The 26,834-nt window shown below is 67.5% G+C and carries 22 protein-coding genes and 3 tRNA genes; 8 read left to right on the top strand and 17 right to left on the bottom strand.

Annotated elements, in window-relative coordinates; translation table 11 throughout:
- From ACILQR_RS06730 to ACILQR_RS06715, 4 genes are all read left to right on the top strand, one after another.
- On the top strand, positions 1 to 1,496 hold a 1,496-nt coding region (locus tag ACILQR_RS06730), incomplete at its 5' end, for a glycoside hydrolase family 15 protein (RefSeq protein WP_395650693.1).
- 35 nt (positions 1,497 to 1,531) lie between these two features.
- Positions 1,532 to 2,815 (top strand): sugar MFS transporter, encoded by a 1,284-nt coding sequence (locus ACILQR_RS06725; RefSeq protein ID WP_271144063.1) that lies wholly within the window; start codon positions 1,532 to 1,534, stop codon positions 2,813 to 2,815.
- A 145-nt stretch (positions 2,816 to 2,960) separates the two neighbouring features.
- Positions 2,961 to 3,827: an SMP-30/gluconolactonase/LRE family protein gene (locus ACILQR_RS06720; RefSeq protein WP_271144062.1), complete on the top strand. Its 867-nt coding sequence runs from the start codon at positions 2,961 to 2,963 to the stop codon at positions 3,825 to 3,827.
- On the top strand, positions 3,824 to 4,687 hold the full coding sequence (locus tag ACILQR_RS06715) for an aldose 1-epimerase (RefSeq protein ID WP_395650692.1): 864 nt from the start codon (positions 3,824 to 3,826) through the stop codon (positions 4,685 to 4,687). Before ACILQR_RS06720 ends, ACILQR_RS06715 begins: the two co-directional genes overlap by 4 nt.
- 9 nt (positions 4,688 to 4,696) lie before the next feature.
- On the opposite strand, the gene mfd is transcribed toward ACILQR_RS06715, so the two are convergent.
- Entirely contained in the window at positions 4,697 to 8,146 is a 3,450-nt protein-coding gene (mfd, locus tag ACILQR_RS06710; protein WP_395650691.1) for a transcription-repair coupling factor, read from the bottom strand.
- Positions 8,146 to 8,472 carry a succinate dehydrogenase assembly factor 2 gene (locus tag ACILQR_RS06705; protein WP_395650690.1) on the bottom strand — a complete coding sequence of 109 codons (327 nt, stop codon included), beginning with the start codon at positions 8,470 to 8,472 and terminating at the stop codon, positions 8,146 to 8,148. Before ACILQR_RS06705 ends, mfd begins: the two co-directional genes overlap by 1 nt.
- A gap of 609 nt (positions 8,473 to 9,081) precedes the next feature.
- Here ACILQR_RS06705 and recG point away from each other — a divergent pair.
- Positions 9,082 to 11,178: an ATP-dependent DNA helicase RecG gene (gene recG / locus ACILQR_RS06700; RefSeq protein WP_395650689.1), complete on the top strand. Its 2,097-nt coding sequence runs from the start codon at positions 9,082 to 9,084 to the stop codon at positions 11,176 to 11,178.
- Here recG and ACILQR_RS06695 read toward each other — a convergent pair.
- Genes ACILQR_RS06695 through kdsA form a run of 4 tightly spaced genes read right to left on the bottom strand, consistent with a single transcriptional unit; the run spans position 11,175 to position 15,672 of the window.
- Positions 11,175 to 12,284 (bottom strand): DUF3089 domain-containing protein, encoded by a 1,110-nt coding sequence (locus ACILQR_RS06695; protein ID WP_395650688.1) that lies wholly within the window; start codon positions 12,282 to 12,284, stop codon positions 11,175 to 11,177. The genes recG and ACILQR_RS06695 overlap by 4 nt on opposite strands.
- On the bottom strand, positions 12,281 to 13,270 hold the full coding sequence (gene rfaD / locus ACILQR_RS06690) for an ADP-glyceromanno-heptose 6-epimerase (protein ID WP_395650694.1): 990 nt from the start codon (positions 13,268 to 13,270) through the stop codon (positions 12,281 to 12,283). The genes ACILQR_RS06695 and rfaD overlap by 4 nt, the downstream gene beginning before the upstream one ends.
- Positions 13,271 to 13,275: 5 nt before the next feature.
- A complete protein-coding gene (gene rfaE2 / locus ACILQR_RS06685; protein ID WP_395650687.1) occupies positions 13,276 to 14,736 on the bottom strand; it encodes a D-glycero-beta-D-manno-heptose 1-phosphate adenylyltransferase in 1,461 nt (486 codons plus the stop codon).
- Between the two features lie 18 nt (positions 14,737 to 14,754).
- Positions 14,755 to 15,672: a 3-deoxy-8-phosphooctulonate synthase gene (gene kdsA / locus ACILQR_RS06680; protein WP_395650686.1), complete on the bottom strand. Its 918-nt coding sequence runs from the start codon at positions 15,670 to 15,672 to the stop codon at positions 14,755 to 14,757.
- A gap of 64 nt (positions 15,673 to 15,736) precedes the next feature.
- Between kdsA and ACILQR_RS06675 the strand changes: the two genes are divergently transcribed.
- The gene (locus tag ACILQR_RS06675; RefSeq protein ID WP_395650685.1) at positions 15,737 to 17,197 is read left to right on the top strand and encodes a cryptochrome/photolyase family protein; all 1,461 of its coding nucleotides are present in this window, start codon (positions 15,737 to 15,739) and stop codon (positions 17,195 to 17,197) included.
- On the opposite strand, the gene ACILQR_RS06670 is transcribed toward ACILQR_RS06675, so the two are convergent.
- Entirely contained in the window at positions 17,188 to 18,756 is a 1,569-nt protein-coding gene (locus ACILQR_RS06670) for a cryptochrome/photolyase family protein (RefSeq protein WP_395650684.1), read from the bottom strand. The genes ACILQR_RS06675 and ACILQR_RS06670 overlap by 10 nt on opposite strands.
- On the opposite strand from ACILQR_RS06670, the gene sseA reads away from it, so the two are divergent.
- Complete coding sequence (sseA, locus tag ACILQR_RS06665; RefSeq protein WP_395650683.1) at positions 18,755 to 19,594, top strand: 3-mercaptopyruvate sulfurtransferase; 840 nt, start codon at positions 18,755 to 18,757, stop codon at positions 19,592 to 19,594. The genes ACILQR_RS06670 and sseA overlap by 2 nt on opposite strands.
- Here the strand turns inward: sseA and ACILQR_RS06660 are convergent.
- Together ACILQR_RS06660 and ACILQR_RS06655 are read right to left on the bottom strand one after the other, a co-directional pair.
- A complete protein-coding gene (locus ACILQR_RS06660; protein ID WP_395650682.1) occupies positions 19,591 to 20,913 on the bottom strand; it encodes a dicarboxylate/amino acid:cation symporter in 1,323 nt (440 codons plus the stop codon). The two genes, sseA and ACILQR_RS06660, sit on opposite strands and share 4 nt — an antisense overlap.
- 38 nt (positions 20,914 to 20,951) lie before the next feature.
- Positions 20,952 to 22,058: an amino acid ABC transporter substrate-binding protein gene (locus ACILQR_RS06655; RefSeq protein WP_395650681.1), complete on the bottom strand. Its 1,107-nt coding sequence runs from the start codon at positions 22,056 to 22,058 to the stop codon at positions 20,952 to 20,954.
- Positions 22,059 to 22,140: 82 nt separating this feature from the next.
- Between ACILQR_RS06655 and metC the strand changes: the two genes are divergently transcribed.
- Positions 22,141 to 23,313 (top strand): cystathionine beta-lyase, encoded by a 1,173-nt coding sequence (gene metC, locus ACILQR_RS06650; RefSeq protein WP_395650680.1) that lies wholly within the window; start codon positions 22,141 to 22,143, stop codon positions 23,311 to 23,313.
- Here metC and ACILQR_RS06645 read toward each other — a convergent pair.
- The 8 genes from ACILQR_RS06645 to ACILQR_RS06610 form a co-directional block, all read right to left on the bottom strand.
- Complete coding sequence (locus ACILQR_RS06645) at positions 23,310 to 23,573, bottom strand: hypothetical protein (protein WP_271144048.1); 264 nt, start codon at positions 23,571 to 23,573, stop codon at positions 23,310 to 23,312. The two genes, metC and ACILQR_RS06645, sit on opposite strands and share 4 nt — an antisense overlap.
- A 20-nt stretch (positions 23,574 to 23,593) precedes the next feature.
- Positions 23,594 to 23,670: transfer RNA gene (locus ACILQR_RS06640), tRNA-Arg, on the bottom strand.
- Between the two features lie 83 nt (positions 23,671 to 23,753).
- Complete coding sequence (locus tag ACILQR_RS06635; RefSeq protein WP_271143985.1) at positions 23,754 to 24,059, bottom strand: ETC complex I subunit; 306 nt, start codon at positions 24,057 to 24,059, stop codon at positions 23,754 to 23,756.
- A gap of 70 nt (positions 24,060 to 24,129) precedes the next feature.
- Positions 24,130 to 24,378, bottom strand: a complete 249-nt coding sequence (locus tag ACILQR_RS06630; RefSeq protein WP_395650679.1) for a hypothetical protein — start codon at positions 24,376 to 24,378, stop codon at positions 24,130 to 24,132.
- A gap of 180 nt (positions 24,379 to 24,558) precedes the next feature.
- Positions 24,559 to 24,635, bottom strand: a tRNA-Pro gene (locus ACILQR_RS06625).
- Positions 24,636 to 24,682: 47 nt separating this feature from the next.
- Positions 24,683 to 25,156: a DUF192 domain-containing protein gene (locus ACILQR_RS06620; RefSeq protein ID WP_395650678.1), complete on the bottom strand. Its 474-nt coding sequence runs from the start codon at positions 25,154 to 25,156 to the stop codon at positions 24,683 to 24,685.
- Positions 25,157 to 25,185: 29 nt separating this feature from the next.
- Positions 25,186 to 25,749: a cold-shock protein gene (locus ACILQR_RS06615; RefSeq protein ID WP_395650677.1), complete on the bottom strand. Its 564-nt coding sequence runs from the start codon at positions 25,747 to 25,749 to the stop codon at positions 25,186 to 25,188.
- 240 nt (positions 25,750 to 25,989) lie between these two features.
- Positions 25,990 to 26,064: transfer RNA gene (locus ACILQR_RS06610), tRNA-Glu, on the bottom strand.
- Positions 26,065 to 26,834 lie beyond the last annotated feature (770 nt).

Below are 26,834 nucleotides of genomic sequence, written 5' to 3'. Positions count from 1 at the left end.
GCGAGGGCGACCGCGTCGGCTGGCAGGACTGGCTCGGCACCCTGAGCGAACTGCCCCGCATGGCTGAACAATCGACCGACGGCGGTAAGCTGGCCTATGCCTCGGCCCTGATGCTCAAGGTACAGGAGGACCGGACCCACGCCGGGGCCCTGATCGCCTCCCTGTCAAATCCGTGGGGCGACACGGTGGACGCGACCACCGCCTCGACCGGGTACAAGGCCGTCTGGCCGCGCGATTTCTATCAGGTGGCCATGGCCCTGCTGGCGCTCGGCGACACCGAGACGCCGCTGGCCGCCTTCCGTTACCTGCCCCAGGTCCAGGTTCGCGCCGACACGCCCGGAAATACCGGCACGACCGGCTGGTTCCTGCAAAAGACCCATGTGGACGGCCAGATCGAATGGGTCGGGGTCCAGCTCGACCAGACCGCCATGCCGATCATGCTGGGCTGGCGACTGTGGAAGGCCGGTGAGGTCTCCGACGCCGAGATGGCGACCATGTACACGCGCATGATCAAACCCGCCGCCGACTTCCTCGTCGATGGCGGCAAGGTCGGCCTGCTGTGGAACGATGCGACCATCACCCCGCCCTTCACTCAGCAGGAGCGGTGGGAGGAACAGGACGGCCATTCGCCCTCGACCACGGCTGCCGTCATCACCGGCCTGACCGTCGCGGCCGACATCGCCACGGCATCGGGTGATCCGGCCTCGGCCACCCGCTACCTGGCCGCCGCCGACGACTATTCGAGCAAGATCGAGGCGCGGATGTTCACGACCGACGGCGCGTTCGGCGACGGCGACTATTTCCTGCGCCTGTCCAAGACCGAGGATCCGAACAGTCACGCGAAGATGGGCGACAACAACGGCCAGCCGGGTCAGGCCCAGGACCGGGTCGTGGACGGCGGCTTCCTGGAGCTGGTCCGTTACGGCGTCCGCGCCGCCGATGACGCCGAAATCCTGGCCACCCTGCCCGAATACGACGACCAGACGCGCGAGGACCTGACCCGCGTCCGCTACGATTTCGGACCTGTCGGCGACACGACCCCCGGCTGGCGGCGCTACGGCATCGACGGATACGGCGAGGACACCACCAGCGGCGGCAACTACGGCATCGGCGGCGTCATGGCACCGGGTCAGCGCGGCCGGGTCTGGCCGATCTTTACCGGCGAGCGTGGTCACTATGAACTGGCGCGCGCGCTGCGCGGGAACGCTACCGACCGGGCCATCGCCGACATTCGCCGCACCTATGTCCGGGGCATGGAGCGGTTCGCCAACGACGGCCTGCTGATGCCGGAACAGGTCTGGGACGGCGTCGGCGCGAACGGGGTCCACACCTACACGACGGGCGAAGGCACCGACTCGGCCACGCCCCTGGCCTGGACCCACGCCGAGTATCTGAAACTGCTCCGGTCCCTGGCCGACCGTCGCGTCTGGGACCTCTATCCGCCGGTCGAGGCCCGCTTCGCCTCTGGCGCGACGCCCGCCGACACGTCACGCTGATACACAGCCGAATCCGAGCCTCCGGGGAGACCTCAATGACCACGACCACGACCAGCCCGCCCAAGGGGGCCGGCGCTGCCTTCGCCTATGTGACGACCCTGTTCTTTGCCTGGGGTTTCGCGACGTCCCTGCTCGATCCCCTGGTCGCGGCGGTGAAGCGGGTGTTCGACCTCAGCTATACCGAGGCCTTCCTCACCGGATCGGCCTGGTTCATCGCTTACGGCGTGGCCTCCCTGCCCGCCGCGGCCATCCTGTCGCGGCTCGGCTATTCCCGGGCGATCCTCGGCGCACTCGGCGTCATGGTGCTGGGCTGTCTGATCGTTCCGGCCGCCACGGCCCTGGACCAGTACGCAGGCGTGCTTTTGGCCCTGTTCGTCATCGCCTCGGGCGTCACCCTGTTGCAGGTTGCGGCCAATCCGCTGGTCGCGGTGCTGGGCGAGGCCAAGCGCACCCACTTCCGCCTGAACCTCTCACAGGCCTTCAACTCGCTGGGGACCGCGATCGGTCCCTGGCTGGGTTCGCACGTCCTGTTGACCGGCGGCGTTTTCGCGGCCGGCGCGGCCGTCACGGCGGCGACGCGGGGTCAGTCCCTGCGCAGCATTGACATCGCCTTCCTGGCGCTCGGCGGCTTCTTCCTGCTGGTCGCCCTGTTCATCTTCTCGGCGCGCAAGCGGATCGACGCGGCGGCGCCCGAGGCGGCTCCTGCCGGTGAGTCCTCGCCGCTCAAGGCCCTGGGATCGCCCTGGGCCATCCTCGGCGCCCTGGCCATCTTCGTCTACGTCGGGTCCGAGGTCGCCATCGGCACGATGATGACCAACTTCCTCAACAGCCCCGACATCCTGAACAAGCCCATGGAGGCCGCCGGCAAGATGGTCGCCCTCTACTGGCTGGGGGCCATGGTCGGGCGGTTCATCGGCGCGGTCGTGCTGCGCTACGTGAAGGCCGGGATCGTGCTGGCCTTCTGCACCGTCGTCGCCGGCCTGCTGTGCCTGTATGTGACGCAAGGCGGCGGCGTGTCGGCGGCCTATGCGGCCCTGTCGATCGGCCTGTTCAACTCGATCATGTTCCCGACCATCTTCACCCTGACGCTGGAGCGATCGACCGCGCCGACGTCCGCGACCTCGGGCCTGCTGGTCTTTGGTATCATCGGCGGGGCCTTCCTGCCGCCGCTGGCGGGCCATATCGCCGACCTGTCGGGACGGGTGTCGCCGGCCTTCGTGGTGCCCCTGATCGGCTATGCCCTGCTGACGGTCTTCGCCGTGCTGTGCATCCGTTCGCGTCCGCGCAATGAGGCCTCGGCTCCGGTCGCCGGGCACTGATGGATTGGAGGGACGCAGGTTTGCCGCCTGCGTCCCTGCTTATCAGCCTCCGCCATCCACGGCGACGGCAAGGCTGGCGACCCTTCATTTGTATGAGTATAGGCGGTTCAGAGGCTTGTCTGATGCACCGGAAGATCACGAACTCATGCCGATTCAGGACGCTGCACCCGAGCTTGTCTGGGACATTCAGGCCGAACTCGGCGAAGGGCCCGTGTGGGACGCGGAACGCCGCTGTGTCTGGTTCGTCGACATCAAGGGCCGCAGGCTGCATCGCTACGGCCACGACGACGGCGCGACCGACAGCTGGGACACGCCGGACCAGACCGGCTTCGCCCTGCCCGCCACCGACGGCGCACTGGTCTGCGGCGTGCGCAGCGGGCTCCACCGCTTCGATCCCGAGACCGGCCGGTTCGATCTGATCGTCGCCGTCGAGGCCGACCGACCCCAGAACCGGCTCAACGACGGCTTCGTCGCCCCGGACGGCTCCCTGTGGTTCGGCTCCATGGACGATTCGGAAGAGCAACAGACCGGTGCCCTCTACCGCTTCGCCGACGGGCTCGTGACGCGCCATGACGACGACTATGGCGTCACCAACGGCCCGGCCCTCAGCCCCGACGGCCGCACCCTCTATCACCACGACACGCTCCAGAAGCGCATCTACGCCTTCGACCATTCGGACGGCGTCGTCTCGAACAAGCGACTGTTCGCCGAGACCCCCGACGGCTACTGCGACGGCCCCAGTGTGGATTCATCAGGCGTCCTGCACGTCGGCCTGTTCAACGGCTGGGGCGTCGCCCGGTTCGCCCCCGACGGCGAGCGCATCGGCACGATCCGCTTCCCGGTCCAGACCGTGACCAAGGCCGCCTTCTGCGGCGACGACCTGCGCGACCTCTACTGCACCACGGCCTGGCTTGGGAACGCCGACAAGCGCCCTGCCCAGCCGACGCTCGGTGGCCTGTACCGCCTGCGGGTCGAGACCCCCGGCCTGCCGCAGAACCGGGTCAGACTGTGATCACCCTGACCCACGGCGACTGGCGACTGACGGTGTCGCCCGACCTCGGTGCCTCCATCCTGAGCCTGACCTGGCAGGGACGTGATGTCCTACGACGCGCGCCGGACAATGCGAGTGATCCCCTGTCGACCGGCAACTTCCCCCTGGTGCCCTACGCCAACCGCATCGCGCAGGGCCGGTTCGCCTGGGACGGGGCCGACACCACCCTGCCCGCCACGTCGGGGTTCGAGCCCCACGCCCTGCACGGCATCGGCTGGCACCGGCCATGGACGGTCGAGCGGCAGACCGACCACGCAATTCGCCTGACCCTGCCCTGCGAGCCGTCGCCGGAGTGGCCCTGGGCCTGGAGCGCCACTCACGACATCGCCCTCGACGAGCAAGGCGTCACCCTGGGCCTGACGATCACGAACCAGGGCGATCGGGCCATGCCCGCCGGGCTGGGTCTGCATCCCTATTTCGCGACCGAACCCGGCACGATCCTGACCCCCCCGGCCCCTCGCGTCTGGCTGAACGGTGCCGACGAGATCCCGACCCGTCTGGCCGAGGCCTCGGCGATCCACGACTGGAGCAGGGGCGCCCCGGTCGCCGCCGCCCCGTTCGTCGACAATGCCTATGCCGACTGGACCGGCACCGCCCGCCTGACCCACGCCGGCCACGTCGTCGAGATCACCGCCTCGCCCAACGCTCGCTGGGCCCAGGTCTATGCGCCACAGGGGGCCGACTTCATCTGCATCGAGCCCGTGACCCACCGCCCGGACGCCCACAATGCCCCGCCCGGCGAGAACTCCGGCCTCGTCCGGCTCGACCCAAGCCAGACACTGGAGATGACGGCACTGATCAGCGCCTTCGCCACGCCCTGACGCAACCCGTCAGGCCGTCGCCACCCGCGCCAGATCCCGGGTGATCCGTTCGGCCACCTTCAGCCGGTCCTCCGGCGTCGGCCAGTCGCCCATGACGACGATCTTCTGGTCCGGCCGGATCTTCCACGAGGCGTGGTTCTTCTGGATCAGCCCGACCAGCCCCATCGGATTGGGGAAACTGCCGTTCCTCAGGGTCAGCACCGCCCCCTTGGGCCCCGCATCGATGCGCTCGATACAGGCGATCTTGCAGTTCGCCTTGACGCCCACGATGCGCAGCAACTGCTTCGCCTCATCCGGCAATGGCCCGAACCGGTCGATCAGTTCGGCGGCCAGGGCCTCGCGGCTCTCGGTATTCTCGGCGTCGGACAGGCGGCGGTACAGGGTCAGACGGACATTCAGGTCCGGCACGTAATCCTCTGGAATCAGGACTGCCGCCCCGACATTGATGGCCGGGGACCAGCCGCGATCCACGACCTCCTCGCCCGCCACGCGCAGGGATGCCACCGCGTCCTCCAGCATCTGCTGATAGAGCTCGACGCCCACCTCGCGGATATGGCCCGACTGTTCGTCGCCCAGCAGATTGCCGCCGCCGCGCTGGTCCAGGTCGTGGCTGGCCAGCTGGAACCCGGCCCCCAGGTTGTCGAGCGACTGCAGCACCTGCAACCGCCGCTCGGACGACAGGGACAGCGGCTTCTTCGGATCTGTGGTCAGATAGGCGAAGGCGCGGGCTTTCGATCGCCCGATCCGGCCCCGGATCTGGTGCAACTGGGCCAGGCCGAACATGTCGGCGCGGTGGACGACCAGGGTGTTGGCGGTCGGAATATCGATGCCGCTCTCCACGATCGTGGTCGAAACCAGCACATCGTAGGACCCGTCATAGAAGGCGCTCATCACGTCCTCCAGCTGGGTCGGGCTCATCTGGCCGTGCCCGACCACGAACTTGATCTCGGGCACCTGTTCGCGCAGGAATTTCTCGATCTCGGGCAGGTCCGACAGACGCGGACAGACATAGAAGGCCTGGCCCCCGCGATACTTCTCGCGCAGCAGGGCCTCGCGGATCAGCACCGCATCCCACGGCGTCACATAGGTCCGCACAGCCAGGCGATCGACCGGCGGGGTGGCGATGATCGACATCTCGCGGATGCCCGACAGCGCCATCTGGAGCGTGCGGGGGATCGGCGTCGCGGTCAGGGTCAGCAGGTGAACGTCGGCCCGCAAAGACTTCAGCTTCTCCTTGTGCTTGACCCCGAAATGTTGCTCTTCATCAACAATAACAAGGCCCAAATCCCTGAACCCGACCTGTTCACTGAGGACCGCATGGGTCCCCACGACGATCTCGAACGTGCCGTTCTTCAGGCCCGCCCGGGTCTCGCCGGCATCCTTGGCCGTGACCATGCGCGACAGGTGCCGCACCGTGATCGGCCAGCCGGCGAACCGCTCGCTGAAGGTCTTGAAATGCTGGCGCGCCAGAAGCGTCGTCGGGCAGACCACAGCCACCTGCTGGCCCGTCATGGCCACCACGAACGCCGCCCTCAGCGCCACCTCGGTCTTGCCGAACCCGACGTCGCCGCAGATCAGCCGGTCCATCGGCGTGCCCTTGCCGAGATCCTCCAGCACGTCGCCGATGGCGTTCAGCTGGTCGTCAGTTTCCTCGTACGGGAAGCGGGCGCAGAATTCGTCGAACAGGCCGTGCGGCGGCACGATCGGATCGGCCGTCTTCAGCGCACGCTTGGCGGCCAGGGCGATCAACCCCTCGGCCATGTCGCGCAGCCGGGCCTTGGCCTTGGCCTTCCGGGCCTGCCAGCCGGCTCCGCCCAGCCGGTCCAGCTGCACGTCGTCCGAACCCGTACCGTACCGCGTCAGCAGGTCAATGTTTTCAACGGGTAGATAGAGTTTGCTCTCGCCCGCATACAGAAGCTCGAGACAATCGTGCGGGGCCTGCTGGATATCCAGCGTCTTCAATCCCTCGTACCGACCGATGCCGTGATCGAGGTGGACGACCAGATCGCCCGTCGTCAGGGCAGAGGCCTCGGCCAGGAAGTTGGACGCGCGGCGCTTTCGCTTGGGCCGGGCCAGCCGGTCGCCCAGCATGTCGGTTTCGGAAATCACCGCCAGGCTGTCGGTGACGAAGCCGTGCTCGACCGGCAGGACGGCCCGCAGATACAGGTCCCTCGGCGCCTTTTGCACATCGGCCCAGTCGCGCACGGCGACGACGTGATCCAGACCGTGGTCGGCCAGCATGACCGAAAGCCGGTCCGACGAGCCTTCGGTCCAGGACGCGAACACCACACGCTTGCCCTCGGCCTTCAGCGCCGCGGCATGGGCGGCAACGGCCTCGAACAGGTTGACGCTGTCCTGGGCCCGCTCGGCCGCGAAGGTCCGCCCCAGCCGGCCACCCGCGTCCTCGCCCGAACCGGCAAACGGCGTCAGCCGCCGCACCTCACGCCCGGCCAGGACCGCGTTCCACTCACCTTCAGGCAGATACAGCCGCTCGGGCGGCAGGGCCCGGTTCGCCGCACCCCCCTTGGCCTTGGCCGCCTCGCGCCGCGCCTCATAGGCATCGGCCGTCAGGGTCCAGCGTTCAGCGCGCGCGCTCTCGACCTGATGGTCCAAAAAGATTGCCGCATCGTCCGGCAGATAGTCGAACAGGCTCTCCAGCCCCGGATACAGCAGCGGCAGCCAGTGTTCGAAGCCCTGACGCCGCGCCCCCTCGGACACGGCGGCGTACAGGGGATCGTCCCCGCCCGCACCGAACAGGTTCAGATAGCCGGTGCGGAAGCGCGAGATGCTGTCGGCATCCAGCAGCGCCTCGGATACCGGCGACAGCGATATGGCCTTGCGCTGACCCGTCGATCGCTGGGTGCCGGGATCGAAGGTGCGGATCGATTCCAGTTCCGACCCGAACATGTCCAGTCGAACCGGCTCCTCGAACCCCGGCGGGAAGACGTCGATGACCCCGCCGCGCACGGCGTATTCGCCCCGCTCGTTGACGGTCGAGGCGCGCATATAGCCGTTGACCGCGAAATATCGTTCCAGCGCCGCCTGATCGAGATCCAGCCCCACCTTGGCGTCGAAGCCGGCCCCTTGGGTCACCTCGCGCGGCGGGGTCCGCTGCATGGCCGCCCCGATCGTGGTCACCACCAGCAGGGGCGACCGGTCGCTGTCGGGTCGGCCCGCCAGTTCGGTCAGGGCCGCCATCCGCTCGGCCGAGACCGCCGAAGTCGGGCTCAACCGGTCGTAGGGTAGACAATCCCAGGCCGGAAAATCAAGGACTTCAATGTCTTTCGAGAAAAACCGCACTGCCTGTGCGAATACGCCTGCGCGCTGATAGTCCCGCGCCACAAACACGGCGACGCCGCCCCGGGCCTTCAGCCGTTCGGCGACGGTGAGCGCATCGAGACCTTCGGGCGCGCCGCCCAGCTCCTGGTCGGATCGACGCTTCGGGACAGCCCCGTCCATCAACCGATCCCCTCATTGACCGCATGGGCGACGTGGTCGCGCATGAAGTCACGGATCTTGCTCATCAGGACCGTCTCATGCTTGGCTGGCGGGATTTCCGTCCCCGTGATCCAGGCATAGAGCTGATGGTCGTCGTCCTGCCCCAGCAGGGCCTCGAACGCATCGAGTTCCTCGACGCTCAGGCTCGGCCCCACCGCATCGGCGAACGGCCCCAGCACCATGTCGCACTCTCGGAACCCCCGCCGCCAGGCGCGAAAGGTGATCCGGCCCAGTCGCTGGGTCGCTGCAGTGTCGTCTGAACGTGCGTCGGTGTCGGCCACAAGCATCCTTGCCCGGTCGGGAATTGAGTTCGGCGCCAAGCCGGCGATCCAGCAGGGCGCGTCAGGGAATGTCGCGCCTCAGATAGCGTTCCCGATGTGTTTCCGCCAGACGGCAACTCACCTCCACATGCGCGAAGGCGCGTGGGGAGGACAGATCGGCGGCTTCGCCGATCAGGAGGGGGCGACCCGGTCGATGACGTCACACGCTGTCGATGCCATCTGCTGACACCGTGTCGCCCCCGCCTGACCGCTTCGCGGTCTGTCCTCCCCATCGCCCTTCGGCGATGTGGAGGTGAATGCCCCAGCCAACTTTCAAACTTCAGCGTCCCAATCCCTTGCGCCATAAGGGATTGTACGATTCTCGACCGCTCCGACCTGGCGCCGGCCGGGAGCATGGTAGACTGCCCTTGCGATCCCGGTCTTTGAAATCCTGCGCCAGGTGCCCCGTCCGCCTCAGAGAGTCCGGACTCAACGGACTCTTCGGACTCTGTTTTTCGAGTCCGGACTCTTCGGACTCTTCGGACTCTGTTTTTCGAGTCTGGAGAGTCCGGCCGTAGCCTGATCCACCGTTCCCCGGTGCGCCTCTCCACGCGCCCCGCTATAGCTTGACCCACCATGCGGCCCCAGATTCTCTTTCCCCTGTTCGCGGAGGTCACCAGCCTGAAGGGGGTGGGGGCCAAGATCGCGCCTCTGGTCCAGAAGCTGGCCGGGCCTCTGGTGCGCGACATGGTCTTCCTGGGCCCCACCGGACTGATCCGCCGCCGCCGCACCACGGCCGCCGATGCCGTCGAGGGCGAGACCGGTGTGTTCGACGTCGTCGTAGACCGGCTGATCGTACCGGGCAAGCCGGGGGCCCCGCTCAAGGTCCGGGCCTCCGACGAGACCGGCTTCGTCCACCTGGTCTGGTTCGGCGGCAGCCCCCAGCACATCGACCGCCAGCTGCCGCGCGGCGAGCGGCGTCTGGTTTCCGGCAAGGTCGAGCGGTTCAACAACGAGGTCCAGATCGTCCATCCCGACTGGATCGTGCCGCTGGACAAGGGCGAGGAGATCCCCGCGATCGAACCCGTCTATCCGGGCAGCGCAAACCTGTCCTCGCGCGTGGTGCGCAAGCTCGCCATCGGGGCCCTCGCGGCGGCGCCCGATCTGCCCGAATGGCAGGACGCGGCCTGGATCGCCAGACAGGGCTGGCCCGGCTGGCGGCAGGCCTTGGAGGCCCTCCACGCACCTCAGTCCGAGCTCGACCTCGGTCCCGACGCCCCGGCGCGACAGCGGCTGGCCTTCGATGAACTGTTCGCGCACCAACTGGCCCTCGCTCGCCGTCGACGAGCCCGGTCGATCACTCCCGGACCGATGATGACGCCCGGCCCGGTCTCTGCGGCGGTCGAGGCCGCCCTGCCCTTCCGCCTGACCAATGCGCAGGCCCAGGCCGTCGCGGAGATCCGGCGCGACCTGGCCTCAGGCGAACAGATGGGCCGGCTCCTGCAGGGGGACGTGGGCTCGGGCAAGACGGCGGTCGCCCTTCTGGCCCTGGCCGATGCGGCCTCCAGCGGCTTCCAGTCCGCCCTGATGGCCCCGACCGAGATCCTGGCCCGCCAGCACTGGCAGCGCCTCGCCCCGATGCTGGAGGCCGCCGGCGCCCCCACCATCCTGCTGACCGGCCGGGACACCCCGGCGGAGCGGCGCGAGCGGCTGGACGCGCTGGCGACCGGCCGGGCCAAGGTCGCCATCGGCACCCACGCCCTGTTCCAGGACGCGGTTCGCTTCGACCGGCTGGCCCTCGCCGTCATCGACGAACAGCACCGGTTCGGCGTCAACGAGCGCCAGCGGCTTCAGGCCAAGGGGGACCCTCGAATCGGCGGTGTCCATCTGCTGACCATGTCGGCGACGCCGATCCCCCGGACGCTGGAGCTGACCCAGTACGGTGAACTGGACGTCAGCCGCCTGACGGAAAAGCCCCCGGGTCGCACGCCTGTCGCCACTGCCGTCCTGCCCTTGGCCCGCATCGGCGAGGTCGCGGCCCGGCTCAAGTCCGCCATCGAAGGCGGAGCCCAGGCCTACTGGATCTGCCCCCTCGTGGCCGAAAGCGAGGTCTCCGACCTCGCCGCTGCCGAGGAAAGGGCCGCCGACCTGCGCCGCATCCTGGGCCTCGAGGTCGGCCTCGCCCACGGCCAGATGCCGGGCGCCCAGCGCGAGGCGGTCATGGCCGACTTCGCCGATGGCCGCCTGCCGCTGCTGGTCGCCACGACGGTGGTCGAGGTCGGCGTGGATGTCCCCAACGCCTCCATCATGGTCATCGAGCACGCCGACCGCTTCGGCCTGGCCCAGTTGCATCAGCTGCGCGGGCGCGTCGGACGTGGATCGAGGTCCAGCGCCTGTATCCTGCTCTACGGCGGCGGCGGAACAGATGGTGCCTTGGGAGAGACCGCCCGCGAACGGCTGGAGACCCTGCGCCGCTCCGAAGACGGCTTCGAGATCGCCGAGCAGGACTTCCGCTTGCGTGGCGGCGGCGATCCCCTGGGCCTCAAGCAGAGCGGCTTTCCCGCCTACCGCTTCGCCGACCCGATCCGGCACCGAGAGCTGATGCTGGCCGCCGCCGACGACGCCCGCCTTGTGCTGGGCCGCGACCCCGAGCTGACCTCCGAACGGGGTCAGGCGGTTCAGGTGCTGGAGGCTTTGTTCGACTGGCGTAACGATAGAACCGGACTGGATTAGCCGTTCGGATTTCGGGCCTGCCAGACGCCGAGCCTGGCCTGCACGTCTGCCTCGATGTCGGCGTAGAACAGGTTGTATTGCCGCGCCTTTCGTCGATCCGCCCAGTCTCCGACCTCTCTGAAGGCCTCGGACTTGGGAAGGCTGTGGCGCAGCAGGCCGTCGCGGCACTGGGTCGTCACCAGGCGGTCCAGGAACGCCGGACGCACGCCCCACTCGAGCCCCGTCGCATTGGCCGCTCCGAGATGCCGCCTGGCAGGCACGAGCTCGCCAGAGGGGCTGCCGGTCACCGGATTGACGCACAGGGCCGCGCGCCCACCGAGATCGACCAGCCGCCCCCTCTCGTTCCAGACCAGGGCCCGCCTCAGCCGCCGTGCCGCCGCCCCGTTGTCGTCATCCCCCACCTGAGAGAAGCCGACGACACAGGCGATCTGCCGGCGTGACCCACAGGCTGGTATGGCCGGACTCAAGGCCTCCATCGCGACGATGGTATCCATCAGATAGACGGCAACCATCCGCCGCCCCAGGGCGGCATCCGGCGCGATCCGCTCGCGCACCAGGCGATCGAGCAACTCCCCACCCTGTTCCACCCCTGCCAGCACGATCGGCCCCGTCGGATGGCTGGTGATGAAGACGTCGAAGGCGGCGGCGATGTCGCGATAGGCGAAGGCCCGGGCGTCTCGGGCATCGTTCCGTAACGTCAGACGCGTATAGAGGCTGGCCTGGCGATATCGGGGCGCCGTCACCGCGCCCGACCGTTCGAACGGCCCGGCGTAGTTGGGGATCACGACACGCCTCAGATAGGCGTCGGCCTCGCGGTCACCCACCGGACCGTTCCAGTCACTTCCACCGTCGTAGGTCGTCGAATGCACGAAGAATACCGCGGCGCCCCCTGAACCAGGTGCCCGGGCATCAAGCAGGGCCCAGCTGTCAGGGCGGGCATAGTCCGGTGCGGGCGGCGGCTCATAGGTCTGAAACGGCACTTGCGGATCGAGCGCCGCGCGCAGGATGTCGCCACGCCAGACTGCGATGGCCAGGGCCAGCAGCCCCACCAGAACCAGGCCGGTCCAGCCGATCACCTGCCTCAGCGTCAGGCGTGACCGCTTCATCGCCAGGGGTCCGCGGAGGCCAGATAGTCCTGCACATAGCGCCGGACGCCCTCTTCCAGAGGCGTGGACTGGCCGGGATAGCCAGCGGCGCGCAACCGCTCCATCCGGGCCTCGGTGAAGTACTGATACTTGTCGCGGATCACCTCGGGAGTGTCGACATAGGCGATCGACGGCGTCTTGCCCGCCGCCGCGAAGGTGGCGTTGGCAAGATCAAGGAAGGACCGCGCCTGTCCCGACCCGGCATTGAACACCCCGAAGACGTGCGGACTGTCCAGGAGCCAGACGACGATATCGACCACGTCGTCCACAAAGACGAAGTCCCGCATCTGGCCGCCGTCAGCGTAGTCGGGGTTGTGCGAGCGGAACAGCGTGACGGTCTCGCCCGCCGCAACCTTGGGCCATATCTGGGCCACCACCGACTTCATCGACCCCTTGTGACTCTCGTTGGGGCCATAGACGTTGAAGAACTTCAGACCCGCCCACTGGCTGGGCGACTGGCCACGATCCGACTGCCGCGCCGCATACTGGTCGAACAGCATTTTCGAATAGCCGTAGGCGTTCAGCGGCCGCAACCCAGACAGGGCCGAAAGGCTGTCATCGTCCTCGAACCCGTCCAGCCCGTCACCGTAAGTCGCCGCCGAGGACGCATAGATGAACCGCGCATCGCGGATCGAACACCAGTCCCACAGGTCGCGCGACAGGGTGAAGTTGGTCCTCAGGATCAGGTCGGCGTCCGGCTCCGTCGTCGCAGAGATGGCCCCCATGTGTACCACCGCCTCGATGACCTCGGCGTGGCGTTCCAGCATCTCGAACAGGTCTTCGGGCGCCCAGAAGTCGGCGATCGGGTGTTTGGCCAGGTTCTTCCACTTGGCCAGGTCTGCGGTTTCCAGCCGGTCGCAGACCACGACGTCGTACGCGTCCTCGGCCGTCAGCCGGGCGACGATGTTGGAGCCTATGAAGCCCGCACCGCCGGTGACGACGATCATCTTCCTCATGCCGCATCTCCCGACAGCTTCTCGATCGTCTTCGTCGTCGAATAGCCGTCCTGGAAGGCGGCCAGCCGGACCTCACCGCCCCAGCTCTCGACCAGGTCGCCGCCGACCACGCCCTCGCGCGTATAGTCCGCCCCCTTGATCAGGACATCGGGGCGCAGCCGTTCGATCAAGGTGATCGGCGTCGGATCGTCGAAGCTCGTCACCCGATCCACGCTGGCCAGGCCGCCGATGACCACGGCCCGGCTGTCGAGGTCGTTGACCGGCCTGCCGTCGCCTTTCAGTCGCCTGACCGAGGCGTCGGTGTTCAGCGCCACCACCAGCCGGTCGCACCACGACCTCGCCTGGGCCAGATAGGCGACGTGCCCCCGGTGCAGGATGTCGAAACAGCCGTTCGTGAACCCGACCTTCAGCCCCATCGCCCGCCAGGCCTCGACCTGGGCCGCCAGATCATCCAGTGGCGTCACCTTGGCGTGGGCCAGGGACGCGTGCTGGCTCATCTCGGCGTCGATCAGTTCAGTGGGGGTCACGACCGCCGTGCCACTCTTTCCGACCACGACACCGGACGCCAGGATCGCCAGCTGAACCGCCTGCTCCAGCGACGCCCCCGCCGCCAGGGCCAGCCCTAGTGCCGCAAGGCCCGTGTCACCGGCACCCGAGACGTCGAACACCTCGCGCGCCCGGCCGGGGAAATGCTTCACGGGCTTGCCCCGCTCGGCCAGCGACATACCTTTGCCGGCACGGGTGACGACGATGGCCTTGGCGGTCATCGCCTCCAGCAGCGCCGTCAACGCCGCCTCGATCTCGGCGTCTGTCTCGACCGGCAGCCCCGTGGCCCCCGCGAGTTCCGACGCGTTCGGCTTGATGACGGTCACCGCACCATAGCGGGCGAAATCACGGCCCTTCGGATCGACGATCACCGGCGCTCCCGAGGCCTCCGCCGCCCACAGCGCCGACCGGATCAGCCGCTCGGTCACCACCCCCTTGTCATAGTCGGACAACAGGATGGCCGAGGCCCCGGTGAAGACCTGCTCACGGTCGAACACCCCGACCGAGACCTGCTCGTCATCCAGTCTGAGCAACTGTTGCCCGGCCGAGACGAAGCGCGTCTTGACGATGGTCGAGGCGGCGTCCGGCCGGTCGATAAAGTCGGCCACACCGGCCTCAGCGGCAACCAGGGCGACCAGTTCGTCACCGGCGGCATCATGTCCCGCGACAGCACCCAGTCGCGCCTGCCCGCCGAGAGCCGCGACGTTGCGGGCCACGTTCCCCACCCCGCCGGGCATGGAGATGGTCCGCTTCGACTTCAGCACCGGGATCGGCGCTTCCGGCGACAGGCGCGTCACGTCGCCGTAGACATATCGATCCAGCATCAGGTCGCCGACGCAGGCGATCTCCAGCCCGCGCACGCGGTCCAGCAGGATTTGAAGGGTGCCCAGATCGAGGGTGTGTTCAGCCATGTCGCCGAACTACCGGATTCAGGCGGCCTTCGCCATCCGCGCCTTGGACAGGTCGTCATAGGCCAGAAGTTCGGCGCAAAGGGCCTCGAACTGGTTCAGCGGCACCATGTTGGGGCCGTCGGACGGAGCGTTGTCCGGGTCCTGGTGCGTCTCCATGAAGACGGCGTCAACGCCAACGGCCACCGCCGCACGGGCCAGCACCGGCACGAACTCGCGCTGGCCGCCCGACGACGTCCCCTGCCCGCCCGGTTGCTGAACGCTGTGGGTCGCGTCGAACACCACGGGACAACCGATGTCGCGCATGACCGGCAGGGCCCGCATGTCGCTGACCAGGGTGTTGTAGCCGAAGCTGGCACCACGTTCGCAGGCCATGACGTTGGGATTGCCCGCACCTGTCACCTTGGCGATGACGTTCTTCATGTCCCAGGGGGCCAGGAACTGGCCCTTCTTGACGTTGATCGCCTTGCCGGTCGCGGCGGCGGCCAGCAGCAGGTCGGTCTGGCGGCAGAGGAAGGCCGGGATCTGCAGCACATCCACGGCCTGGGCGGCGATCCGGCAGTGCTCCTCAGTATGGACGTCGGTCAGGACCGGCAGGCCGGTGACTTCGCGGATTTCGGCGAATATCGGCAGCGACCCCTCCAGCCCGAAACCCCGCGCCGCGCCCGCCGAGGTGCGGTTCGCCTTGTCGAAACTGGTCTTGTAGATGATCCCGACGTTCAGCCGCTCACCGATCTCCTTCAGGGCATGGGCCATCTCCAGCGCGTGCTGGCGGCTTTCGAGCTGGCAGGGGCCGGCGATGAAGGCGATGCGGCCCCCGCCGCCGATGACGACGGGCCGGGTGATCCCGTTTCCGGACAGGGTGATGACGGTCTGGGGAGCATTCACGGGCGAAACCTTCGGACTTGATGCGGGCTTATGGCGTGCGGCCCTTGCCACGGCTATGGGGCGCTGAGGTGGCGTCTTCGCCAGCTTGATTCAAGATATCACGGAGTTCGCCCGCGTGACCACCGACGACGCCGCCCCGGTCATACTGTGGTTCCGCCGCGACCTGCGTCTGGCCGACAACCCCGCCTTGAACCATGCGGCGGAGACCGGACGGCCGGTGATCCCGGTCTATATCCTGGACGACGCCGGTGATGGACGCCCGAGAGGCGCAGCGTCGCTGTGGTGGCTGGACAAGTCGCTGCGGGCCCTGGCCGCTGGCCTGAAGGAACGCGGGGCTGAACTGATCCTGCGACGCGGCGATTCGGAAGCCGAGTTGCGTCGGCTGATCGATCAGACCGGTGCCGACACCGTCTTCATGAACCGGCTGTTCGAGCCCGACGCCTGGGCCCGTGACGCCGATATCGCCCATGGGCTGAAGGCCGACGGCATCGAGTGCAAGGGCTACAACGGGGCCCTGATGGCGCGACCGGGTTCGGTGCTGAACGGCTCGGGCGGGCCGTACAAGGTGTTCACGCCCTTCAAGAACGCCCTGCTGGCCGCGACCGAGGGCCCGCCGCACACCACGGGGCCACGCGATCTGTCGGGCGGGCCGAAACTGGACAGCGACGACATCGACACATGGGGTCTTCACCCCACGCTTCCCGACTGGTCCGGCGGCTTCGACTGGACGCCGGGCGAGGTGGGGGCGACGGCGGCCCTTGGCCGGTTCGTGCGCCATGGCCTGGACCACTACGGCAAGGGGCGCGACATCCCGTCCCTGCCGGCCACCAGTCGCCTGTCGCCCCACCTGCATTGGGGCGAGATCAGTCCCTGGCGCGCTATCGGTGCGGCTCGAGACGCGGCGGCGGACGGCAAGGTCCCGGCCGCCGAAGCCGACAAGTTCATCGCCGAAATCGCCTGGCGCGAGTTCTCGGCCCACCTGCTGCATCACTTCCCGCAGATGACGGACAGGGCGTTCCGGCCCGAGTACGACGCCTTTCCCTGGCTGGACGACGACGCGGGCTTCACCGCCTGGACACAGGGTCGGACCGGCTACCCGATCGTCGATGCCGGGATGCGCCAGCTGTGGAAGACCGGCTGGATGCACAACCGGGTGCGGATGATCGTGGCGTCCTTTCTGATCAAGGACCTGCTGGTCGACTGGCGGCGCGGCGAGGCCTGGTTCTGGGACACATTGGTCGATGCCGACCTGGGGTCGAACGTCCAGAACTGGCAGTGGGTGGCGGGGTCCGGCGCCGACGCCTCTCCCTATTTCCGCATCTTCAATCCGATCACCCAGGGCCAGAAGTTCGATCCTGAGGGCAAGTATGTCCGCAAATGGGTGCCCGAGATTGCCCGCCTGCCCGACAAATATCTGCACGCGCCCTGGACCGCGCCGGTCGAGATCACGCGGGGTGTCGGCCTGCGGCTGGGCCACGACTATCCGAGACCGATCGTGGATCATGCGGAGGCGCGTGAGCGGGCGCTGGCCGCGCTCACGAAGGTCAGCGGCAAGGCCGAATACCCTCACGACTGAGGCACGGCCCCCAGCATGGTCCGCGTCGTCTCCGCCTCGGCCAGCAGGGCCGCGCGCCGGTCCTCGCCGAAGCCGTCCAGCGTGCGATAGGGCATGGCCAGCCGGTGATTGTCGCGCAGGCGCGGCCTGTTGCGCTCCAGGAACCCCCAGTAGAGCCGGTTGAACGGACACGCCCCCTCCCCCGCCTTGGCCTTCACGTCGTAGCGACAGCCTGCACAGTAGTCGCTCATCCGGTCGATGTAGGCCCCGGACGCCGCATAGGGTTTGGTGCCCATGATCCCGCCGTCGGCGAAGGTCGCCATCCCTCGCGTATTGGGCATCTCCACCCATTCATAGGCGTCGGCATAGACGGTCATGTACCAGTCATCGACCGCGTCGGGATGCACGCCCAGCAGCATCATCAGGTTTCCGGTCACCATCAGCCGCTGGATATGATGGGCGTAGGCGTTGTCCCGGCTGGTCGCCACGACGTCGGCCACGCAGGCCATGTCGGTCTCTCCCGACCAGAAGAACCAGGGCAGGACCCTGTCGGCGTCGAGGAAGTTCCGCTGCGCATACTCCGGCATCTTCAGCCAGTAGATGCCGCGCACGAACTCGCGCCAGCCCAGGATCTGGCGGATGAAGCCCTCGACCGCGTTCAGCGGTGCCCGGCCGGCCCGATACTCGACCTCTGCGCGCCGACAGACGTCCAGCGGATCGAGCAGCCCGAGATTGATCGAGGTCGAGATCAGCCCGTGCCACATCCACGGCTGCCCTTGCGCCATCGCGTCCTGCCAGTCGCCGAAGCCCGGCAGGATGTTCGCCAGGAAGTCGGTCAGCACCACCTCGGTCTGTTCCGCCGTCGTCGGCCAGCCGAAGTCCGCCAGATCGCCGAAATGGTCGGGGAACAGTCGTGCCACGTCGGCGATAGCCTCGATGGCCACCGCGTCTGGCGGGATCCGCAGCCTTTCGGGCGGCCGGATGCCCTTGGCCAGTTTCCGGCGGTTCTCGGCGTCGTAGTTCCACTGGCCCCCGACCGGCTTGCCGTCGTCGAGCAGGATGCCGGTCTCGCGACGCATCTCGCGATAGAAGAACTCCATCGTCAGTTGCTTCTTGCCCGAGGCCCAACGCCGGAAGCGGTCATGGGAACAGATGAATTGATCATCCTGGCGAATTTGGACTTCTGCCTTGGTCAGTTTGGCGAAGGCCGCGAGCGCCTCCGCCAGCCGCCACTCGCCGCATTCGGTCATCACGACCGCCTCGAACGGCTGGTCGTCGAGGGCGCGATGGAGTTCGCCGATGACCGAATGGCTGTTCGCCGGGTCGTCGATGCGGATGTAGCGGACGGTGATCCCCCGCGCCTCCAGCCGCAGGGCGAAGCTGCGCATCGCGGCGAAGGTCAGGGCGATCTTCTGCTTGTGATGACGGACGTAGGTGGCCTCGTCGCGCACCTCGGCCATCAGTACGACGTCGCGGTCGGGGTCGAGGTCAGCGAGCGCGCTGAGCCCGTCCGAAAGTTGGTCGCCCAGTACGAGCCGCAGCGTTCCGCCGCTCCGGCCGGCCGTGTTAGTGTAGGCCATGGCTGACACATCCCCCCTGGTCTCGACCGCCGACCTCGCCGCCATGATCGGCGATCCGCGCCTGAGGATCGTCGATGCCAGCTGGCATCTGGACGCCCGCGACGGTCGAACGGAGTTCGAGGCCGAACGTATCCCCGGCGCGGTCTTCTTCGACCTCGACGCCGTGTCTGACCACACGTCCGACCTGCCGCATATGCTGCCAACCGCCGCAGTCTTCGCCGAAGCCACTGGCGCGCTGGGGATCGCGGAGACGGACACCATCGTCGTCTACGACAGCGTCGGCCTGTTCTCGGCGGCGCGGGTCTGGTGGACCTTCCGGCTGATGGGGGCATCAGATGTGCGGGTGTTGGACGGGGGCCTGCCCGCCTGGCGCGCCGAGGGCCGGCCGGTCGAGACCGGCGTGCCGCCTGCGCCGATGCCCGCGATCTTTAGTCCGTCGATGCGGGCCGGTGCCGTCGCCGACCTGCCTGCGATGCTGTCGGCCCTGACCGGCGACGCCCAGATCCTGGATGCCCGCCCCGCTGCGCGGTTCCGGGGCGAGGCCGCTGAGCCCCGGCCGGGCCTGCGCTCCGGCCATATGCCGGGCGCGCTGAACGTGCCGTTCAAATCGGTCCTGACCGAAAAAGGAGCCCTGCGCCGTGGGGAGGATCTTGCGGCCGTGTTCCGTCAGGCGGGCGTGGACATGACCCGGCCCCTGATCACCAGCTGCGGCTCGGGCGTCACCGCCGCCGTCCTGACCCTGGCTTTGGCCGAACTGGGCCAGGACAGCCGGTTGTACGACGGGTCATGGGCCGAATGGGGCGGGCGGGCGGAAACCCCGGTCGTCGTCGGCGCTTAAGCCTTCGCCACCCAGGGCTCGGGCTCGTCCGCCGGGACGACATCGTCGGTTTCGCCGCGCGAGACCACAGTGGCCAGTACCAGATCGCCCGTGACGTTCAGCGTCGTCCGGCACATGTCCAGGAACCGGTCGACGCCCAGGATCAGGCCGATGCCCTCCGCCGGCACCCCGACCATGACCAGGATCATCGCCACGACCGGCAACGACCCCGCCGGCACCCCGGCCGTCCCGACGCCGCCCAGGATACAGACCAGCATCACGATGAACTGCTGGGTCAGGGACAGCTCGATCTGGAAGAACTGCGCCAGGAACAGCACCGTCACCCCCTCGAACAGGGCCGTACCGTTCTGATTGGCGGTCGCGCCGACCGTCAGGACGAAGCGGGCGATCTTGCGCGGCAGATGCAGTTGCTCCTCCGCCGCCTTCAGCGAGACCGGCAGGGCGGCGTTGGACGAGGCGGTCGAGAAGGCGACGACCATCGGCTGGCGCACGCCTCTGAAGAAGGTCACCGGGTTCATGCCGCCGCCGATCCAGACGACCAGCGGATAGACCACGAACATGTGGATCAGCATCGCGCCCACAGCCACGCCCACATAGGCCGCCAGCCGGACCAGCAGATCCCACCCGAACAGGGCGGCCAGATTGAACATCAGGCAAGCGATCGCATAGGGGGCCAGCTTGATGACCATATTGATGAGCTTCATCGTCACCTCGAGAATGCCCTCGATCACGGTCTGAAGCCGGTCGGTCGCCGGCGACTTGGCCATCACCAGCCCGATCCCGAAGAACAGGGCGAAGATCATCACCGGCAGGATCTGGTTCTCCGACGCCGCCGTGAAGACGTTCGACGGGATCAGGTCGAGGAAGAACTGGCCGAACTGGATGCTCTCAGGGGCTTTCTCGACGATGGCAGCCGCGCCCGCAGAGCCTTGATCCAGCAGCGCACGGGCCAGTTCGGGATCAACGCCGTCACCCGGCCGGAACAGATTGACCATGCCCAGGCCGATGACGACCGCAATGCCCGACACCACGATGGTCAGCAGCAGGGTCTTGATCCCCGCGCGGCCCAGCGACTTCAGGTCGCCCATCTCGGCCACCCCGACCACCAGGGCCGAGAACAACAGGGGGATGACCAGCATGAACAACAGACGCAGGAAGATCTGTCCCGCCGGGCCCGTGACGTTCGACGTTAGCCAGACGACCCAGGGCGTGTCGGCACCGACCATCATATTGACCGCCAGACCTCCGGCCAGCCCCACGACGAAGCCGATCAGCATCATCCAGTGAAGCGGCAGGCCGCCCTTTTTCGTCTCGGTCATTCAGCCCCCACGGACGCCCGGGCGTCCTCGAAAATTCGTCAGCGTACCGGCAGGGCGTAGATCAGCCCGCCCGGCCGCGCATTCCATTGTGCATTCAAGCCGCGCGCCAGGTCGAGCGCAGATTGCGACCCGACGTTCCGCTCGAAGATTTCACCATAGTTGCCGACCTCCGCCACCGCGTCCACGGCCCATGTGCGCGACAGGCCGATACGCGCGCCGAAGTCGCCGTCCAGCCCCAGCAGGCGGCGGACGCGCGGGTCGCGGGCGTCCTTGGCCATGGCCCTCGCATTGGCCCGGTTGACGCCGAGTTCCTCGGCCAGAACCACGGCGTCCAGGGTCCAGCGAACCAGCGCACCCCACGATTCGTCGCCACGGCGTACGACGGGCCCCAGCGGTTCCTTGGAAATCACGTCGGCCAGGATCACGTGCTGCTGCGGATCGCCCAGGGTCGTGCGCGCCGCCGCCAAGGCCGAGATGTCGGCGGTGAAGGCATCGCAGTCCTCGCGCCCGTAGGCCTGACGCGCCGCCTCCTCGGTCGGGGCGACGACGGGGGTGTAGGCGATGCCTCGCGATCGGAAATAGTCGTCGGCGTTCAGAGCACTGGTCGATCCGGCGGCAACGCAGACCCGGGCACCGTTCAGCTCGGTGGCGCTGCTCAGGTCCAGGGCACGGCGGACCATGAAGCCCTGGCCGTCATAGTAGTTGATGCCTGCAAAGGTGAACTGGCCACCCGTGTCCCGCTCCATGGTCCAGGAGGTGTTGCGCCAGAGGACATCGACACGACCCGAGGCGAGGGTCTGGAACCGGTTGTCGGCGGTCAGGGGCACGAACCGGACCTTGCCTCCGTCACCAAAGATCGCCGCCGCCATGACCCGGCAGAAGTCCACGTCGAACCCGCGCCATTCGCCCCGGTTGTCGGTGTAGGCGAACCCGACCAGCCCCTGATGAACGCCGCAGTTAAGATAGCCGCGCGCCTTGACCGCCGCGAGGGTCGGACTGGCCGCCTTGGGCGCGGCGTTCGCCGTCAAGGGCGGTGCCTCAGTGGGCGCGACCGTCGGGGCGGACTGGCGATCACAACCGGCCAGCGCCAGGAGAACAGAGCCCAGCGCCGCCAGACCTCGCCATCCGTTCGCCGCTCGCGTCATCGCATCGCCTCGTCGTGCTTGCGCCCCTTGGGCTTTAGAGGCCTTTAGGGGCTTTTTCGCAACCGCCAGAGCCTCGTCGCCGATGAAGACCCCGACCGACCGCACACGTCTGATCGCCGGCGCGACCCGCCGAGGACAGGGTCGCCGCCCCGTCAATCCGCCGATCGAGCGCGCCTCGACCATGCTGTCGGACCGGGTCGGGGATATGCGCGACGACAGCCTGGGTCCGACCTATGGGCTGGACGGCACCTCTGCGGCGCGCGAACTGCGTGCGGCCCTGGCCGATCTGGAAGGGGCGGAGGAGGTCTTTCTGGTTCCTTCAGGGCTGGCGGCGGTGACGGTGCCGGTCATGGCCCTGGTGCGGCCGGGTGACGAGATCCTGACCACCGACGCCTGCTATGGGCCCACCCGGCGGTTCCTGTCGCGCTGGATGGCGGCGCGCGGGGTGACGGTGCGTTATCATGCGCCGGACGCCGATGCCGAGACGGTCGCAGGGATGATCTCGGACCGGACGCGCGTGGTCCTGATCGAATCACCCGGGTCCTTGACGTTCGAGATGCTGGACGTCGCCCATCTGGCCAGGGCGGCGACGGCGCTCGGGGCCCTAACGGTCATGGACAACACCTGGGGTGCCGGTCTGGCCTACAAGCCGCTGGAGCACGGCGTCGATGTGAGCGTGCAGGCCGTGACCAAATACGTCTCGGGCCATTCCGATGTGCTGATGGGCGCGATGGCCGTCAGAGACGCCAGGATCGGCCGGTCGATTGCCGAGACTTTGGAGGACCACGGCTGGCACGTCTCGCCCGACGACGCCTGGCTGGCGCTGCGAGGCCTGCGGACCATGCCACTGAGGATGAAAGAACAGGCTCGGTCGGCGCTGAAAATCGCCGCCTGGCTGCAAGGTCGGCCCGAGGTGTCGCGCATCCTCTATCCCGCCCTGCCCGGCGACCCGGCGCATGAGGTCTGGAATCGCGACTACACCGGGGCCGCGTCATTGTTCGGCGTCGTCATGAAGGGCATCGGAAAGACGCGGGCCGAGGCCTTCCTGGATGCGCTCAGCCTGTTCGGCCTCGGCTATTCCTGGGGCGGGTTCGAGAGCCTCGTCACCCACGAGACCCACCAGATGGCCTATCGCGAGCAACCGACGGCACTGGAAGGCGAGCTAATTCGCATCAGCGTGGGGCTCGAGGCCCCCGAAGACCTGATCGCCGACCTCGAGATCGGTCTGGCCGCCTGGAACGCCGCAGCCGGCTAATTCTGGCGCAGTTCCGGCATCAGGCCGAAGACGACTTCGCGCATGTTGGACCGCGCCGGCAGCATGGCGCGCAGGAAGTTGACGGTGTTGCCCGCCGACTTGTCGAACATGAAGTGCGAGGCGGTGAAGCTGGTGTTGATGAACTGCGGCGGCGTGCCACCGTCATAGATCATCCGCGCGTTCTCGAAGACACAGTCCTCGTAGATGCCGCCGTCGATATGCTGGTCGCCGGTCAGGGTCTGATTCTTGATATGGGCCACGAGGCCTCCGGTGTTGTGAATGGCGCGCCCAGCAGGACTCGAACCTGCAACCGTCCGCTTAGAAGGCGGGTGCTCTATCCGGTTGAGCTATGGGCGCTGGAGCGTGGAGACGGTTAGCGGCAACGGCCCCGCGGCTCAAGCCGGGAGCGATACCCGCTGGATCCATGCCCACCTTATCGCTCAGTGCGTCCAGGACTGTTTGCGGCTGGTCGCGAAGTTGTCAGCGTAGGCCTTGAGGATCAGAGGCGCTTCCTGGGGCTCGCTAAGTCGGAAGGCGATGCCGTGCCGCTCGGCATAGGCGACCGCCTCTTCCTTGGTCTCGAACGACAGCCGGACCTGACCGTTCATGTCGGACGATGATGTCCAGCCCATCAGGGGATCGACCGTTCGTGCCGAAGCCGGTTCGAACTCCAGCCGCCAATCCTTCGTCTTGGCCTTGCCCGACTGCATCGCGGTCTTTGCGGGGCGGTAGATGCGAGCCAGCATGGATTCCTCGGACGACAGGTCAGACAGCGTGTCTTATAGCGCGCCGCATCCCGCCGTCGAGACGTCGATTTCAGCGAACCAGATGCGGTTCCCAGCCGTCCGCAGCCGTCGCCTCATAGACCTTGCCGTCATCCATATAGACCTGTCGCACGCCTGGCTCGACGTAGCGCTCGATGTGGCCGGACCGGATGTCGGCGGCGATGCGCTTGACGGACGGCGGGCCCAGAACACGGCCCACGAGGTTGTCAATCCAGCCGCCCAGCCGAGCAGCCGTCGCACGGGTGTGATCGGTGTGGAGATGGAGCGGAGCGTAACTCATGATGGCCTCCAGAAGTCCTCGGGTCGTTGTCATTGAAAACGCAGCACGACCGAAGACGTTCACTATGCTCCGGGTTCCCCTGCGAATTTGCTAACGATGTGGAGGTTTGAGGCGGTACCGGCCCGAAATGGGTCGGTCAGGGGTCCCTTGGGACCGAAGGCGCAGTGCTTCCAAGGGGGATGGTCGGAGTGAGAGGATTCGAACCTCCGACCCTCTGGTCCCAAACCAGATGCGCTACCAGGCTGCGCTACACTCCGGCGGCGGGATTTGGCACAAACGGTGCCGCGCCGCAAACGCGAACCGATCAGTGGCCGAAGAAAGGGTGCCGGACTGTGTCGCCGGGCTTGGCTCCGATCTCGTCCATCCGGCCCGCGCGGACCTCCAGCACACCCTTGGCCGGCCCGTTCGACGGCAGGGTCGCCTCCGAGAAGGGCGTCGTGTGGCCGGCGATCGAGACGATCTTTCCGTCGGCCCCGATGTAGACGATGTCGAGCGAACTGGGCGTGTTGCGCATCCAGAAGCCCTGTTCCTCGGCCACATCGAACTGGAACAGCATCCCGCGATCGTCCTCGAGCGGGGGACGGTACATCAGGCCGCGCTGGCGCTCGGGCTCATCGTCCGCGATCTCGACCCAGAAGGCATGGGGACCGGAGGCGGTGACCACCGTCAGCGCCTCCATAGGACGACCGGCGCTGTCCTCCGGGGCCTTGGGGCCCGGCGCGCAAGCGGTCAGCGCGAGCATCACGCCGGCCAGGATCAGGTTGCGCAGTCCAGACATTCGCTCGCCCCTTGTCGAGGGCGACCAGATCAGTCGCCCGGTTTGATCTCGGCCACCACCAGCCCCTTGGGACCTTCGGCGAACAGCACCCTGACCGTCTCGCCCGGGACCAGATCGTCCAGACCGAAGCGACGCAGCGTCTCGATATGTACGAAGATATCGCCTGGATCGTTGGCGCGCACCACGAATCCATAACCCTTGGTGCGATTGAACCATTTGACCGTGGCGGATTCGAGTTCGCCCGACGGCGCAGCCGCGGCCCCCTCCAGACCGCGATGATCGCCACGCAGGCTTTCGTAGCCGCCGGGGCGAACCCGCGGTGACACCGGGGCACCCTCGCCGACATCGTGGACCTGGGTTACCTGCCAGCCCTTGGGCCGGCGTACGCAGTCGCAGGTGATCGGTGCGCCTTCGCCCACGGCCTCGTGACCGCTGTCCCTCAGGCTGCTGACGTGCAGAAGCACGTCGCGGGCATCCGTGTGCGCGGGCTCGTCCGGCACGATAAAGCCATAGCCCTTGCCCGGATCGAACCATTTGATCCGGCCGGTGATCCGGACGATGTCCGCGACCTCCGTCCCCTCGAAATCAGACACAACAACACTTCCCCCGCCCGCTCCTGACGCGGACAAGTTTCATTTACCACGGTTCCGTGACCTGTGGAAAAGACAAAAACGCACGTTTCCATCCGCATTGACACCGTTAGGGAAACATCCTTGCCCCAGACAGCCGTGGAAGCCCCCGCGACAGCCCGAAATCGTCCCTGAGGCAGGAACAGGCGGTGCCGTCAGGCGACGCACAGCAAGCGAATATGGCAATGTCGGGAAAATCCCGCGTGGCAGTCCCTAGGGGAGTCGAACCCCTCTCTTCAGGTTGAAAACCTGACGTCCTAACCGATAGACGAAGGGACCGCTGCGCGAGAGCGGGCGATATAGCGGGCGATTCCGGAGGGCGCAAGCACGGAAAACGACTGAAGTTTGATTTGCCGGTCTCGCCGCCTGGCGAACGGGGAGAGGCCTGTCACGTCCTTCTCCCCTTGCGGGTGGAGGAAGGATCGCATGCGATCCGACGACGGGTGGCCCGCGCAGCGGGTCGGATGAGGGGTCACTCCGACCGGTCCACCTGTTTGGCAGGTCCGCCCTCACCGTCCTCTACTGTGTGACCCCTCATCCGTCAGCCTCCGGCCGCCACCTTCTCCCGCAAGGGGAGAAGGGAAGCGAAGGTCTAGGGCGCCAGCCCAAATCGCTCGACTGACGAACCCGGCCGATCCAGTCCCCGGCCCCACAAGGCTTCGCACGAATCTCGCCCCCTTCGACGCCGCCCGGTCGCCAACCCCCTTATCATTCTCTCCGTCCCGTCGCGGGGAAGGGCGCAGGGCCTTGCGATCTTGTTGCGGCGGGGGCGTGTGGAGCGGGGTGGACCTGTCCGATCTCGTCGCGGTCTTTCGGATCGCGGCGCGGGCGGGACCTCAAGGGGTCCGGCGCTTAAAGTCGGGTCGTTCAGGGGACGGACACGCAAGGCGTCCGCCCTCCCGCCGGAGGCGCGTCAGCGGCAAGGGACGAATAGTCCCGCTGATCCGTGGCGACACGGGCCGTACAGCTTTCGCCAAACCACCCGCGCGGAGCGTCTGTCTTTCGCCGAAACGGTATTTCTATTCTTTTTCCGGGCGAAAGCCCGGACG

Origin of the sequence: Brevundimonas sp. (assembly GCF_044239655.1) — a bacterium.
Classification (GTDB): domain Bacteria; phylum Pseudomonadota; class Alphaproteobacteria; order Caulobacterales; family Caulobacteraceae; genus Brevundimonas.
This window is presented reverse-complemented; position numbering and strand designations above follow the sequence as displayed.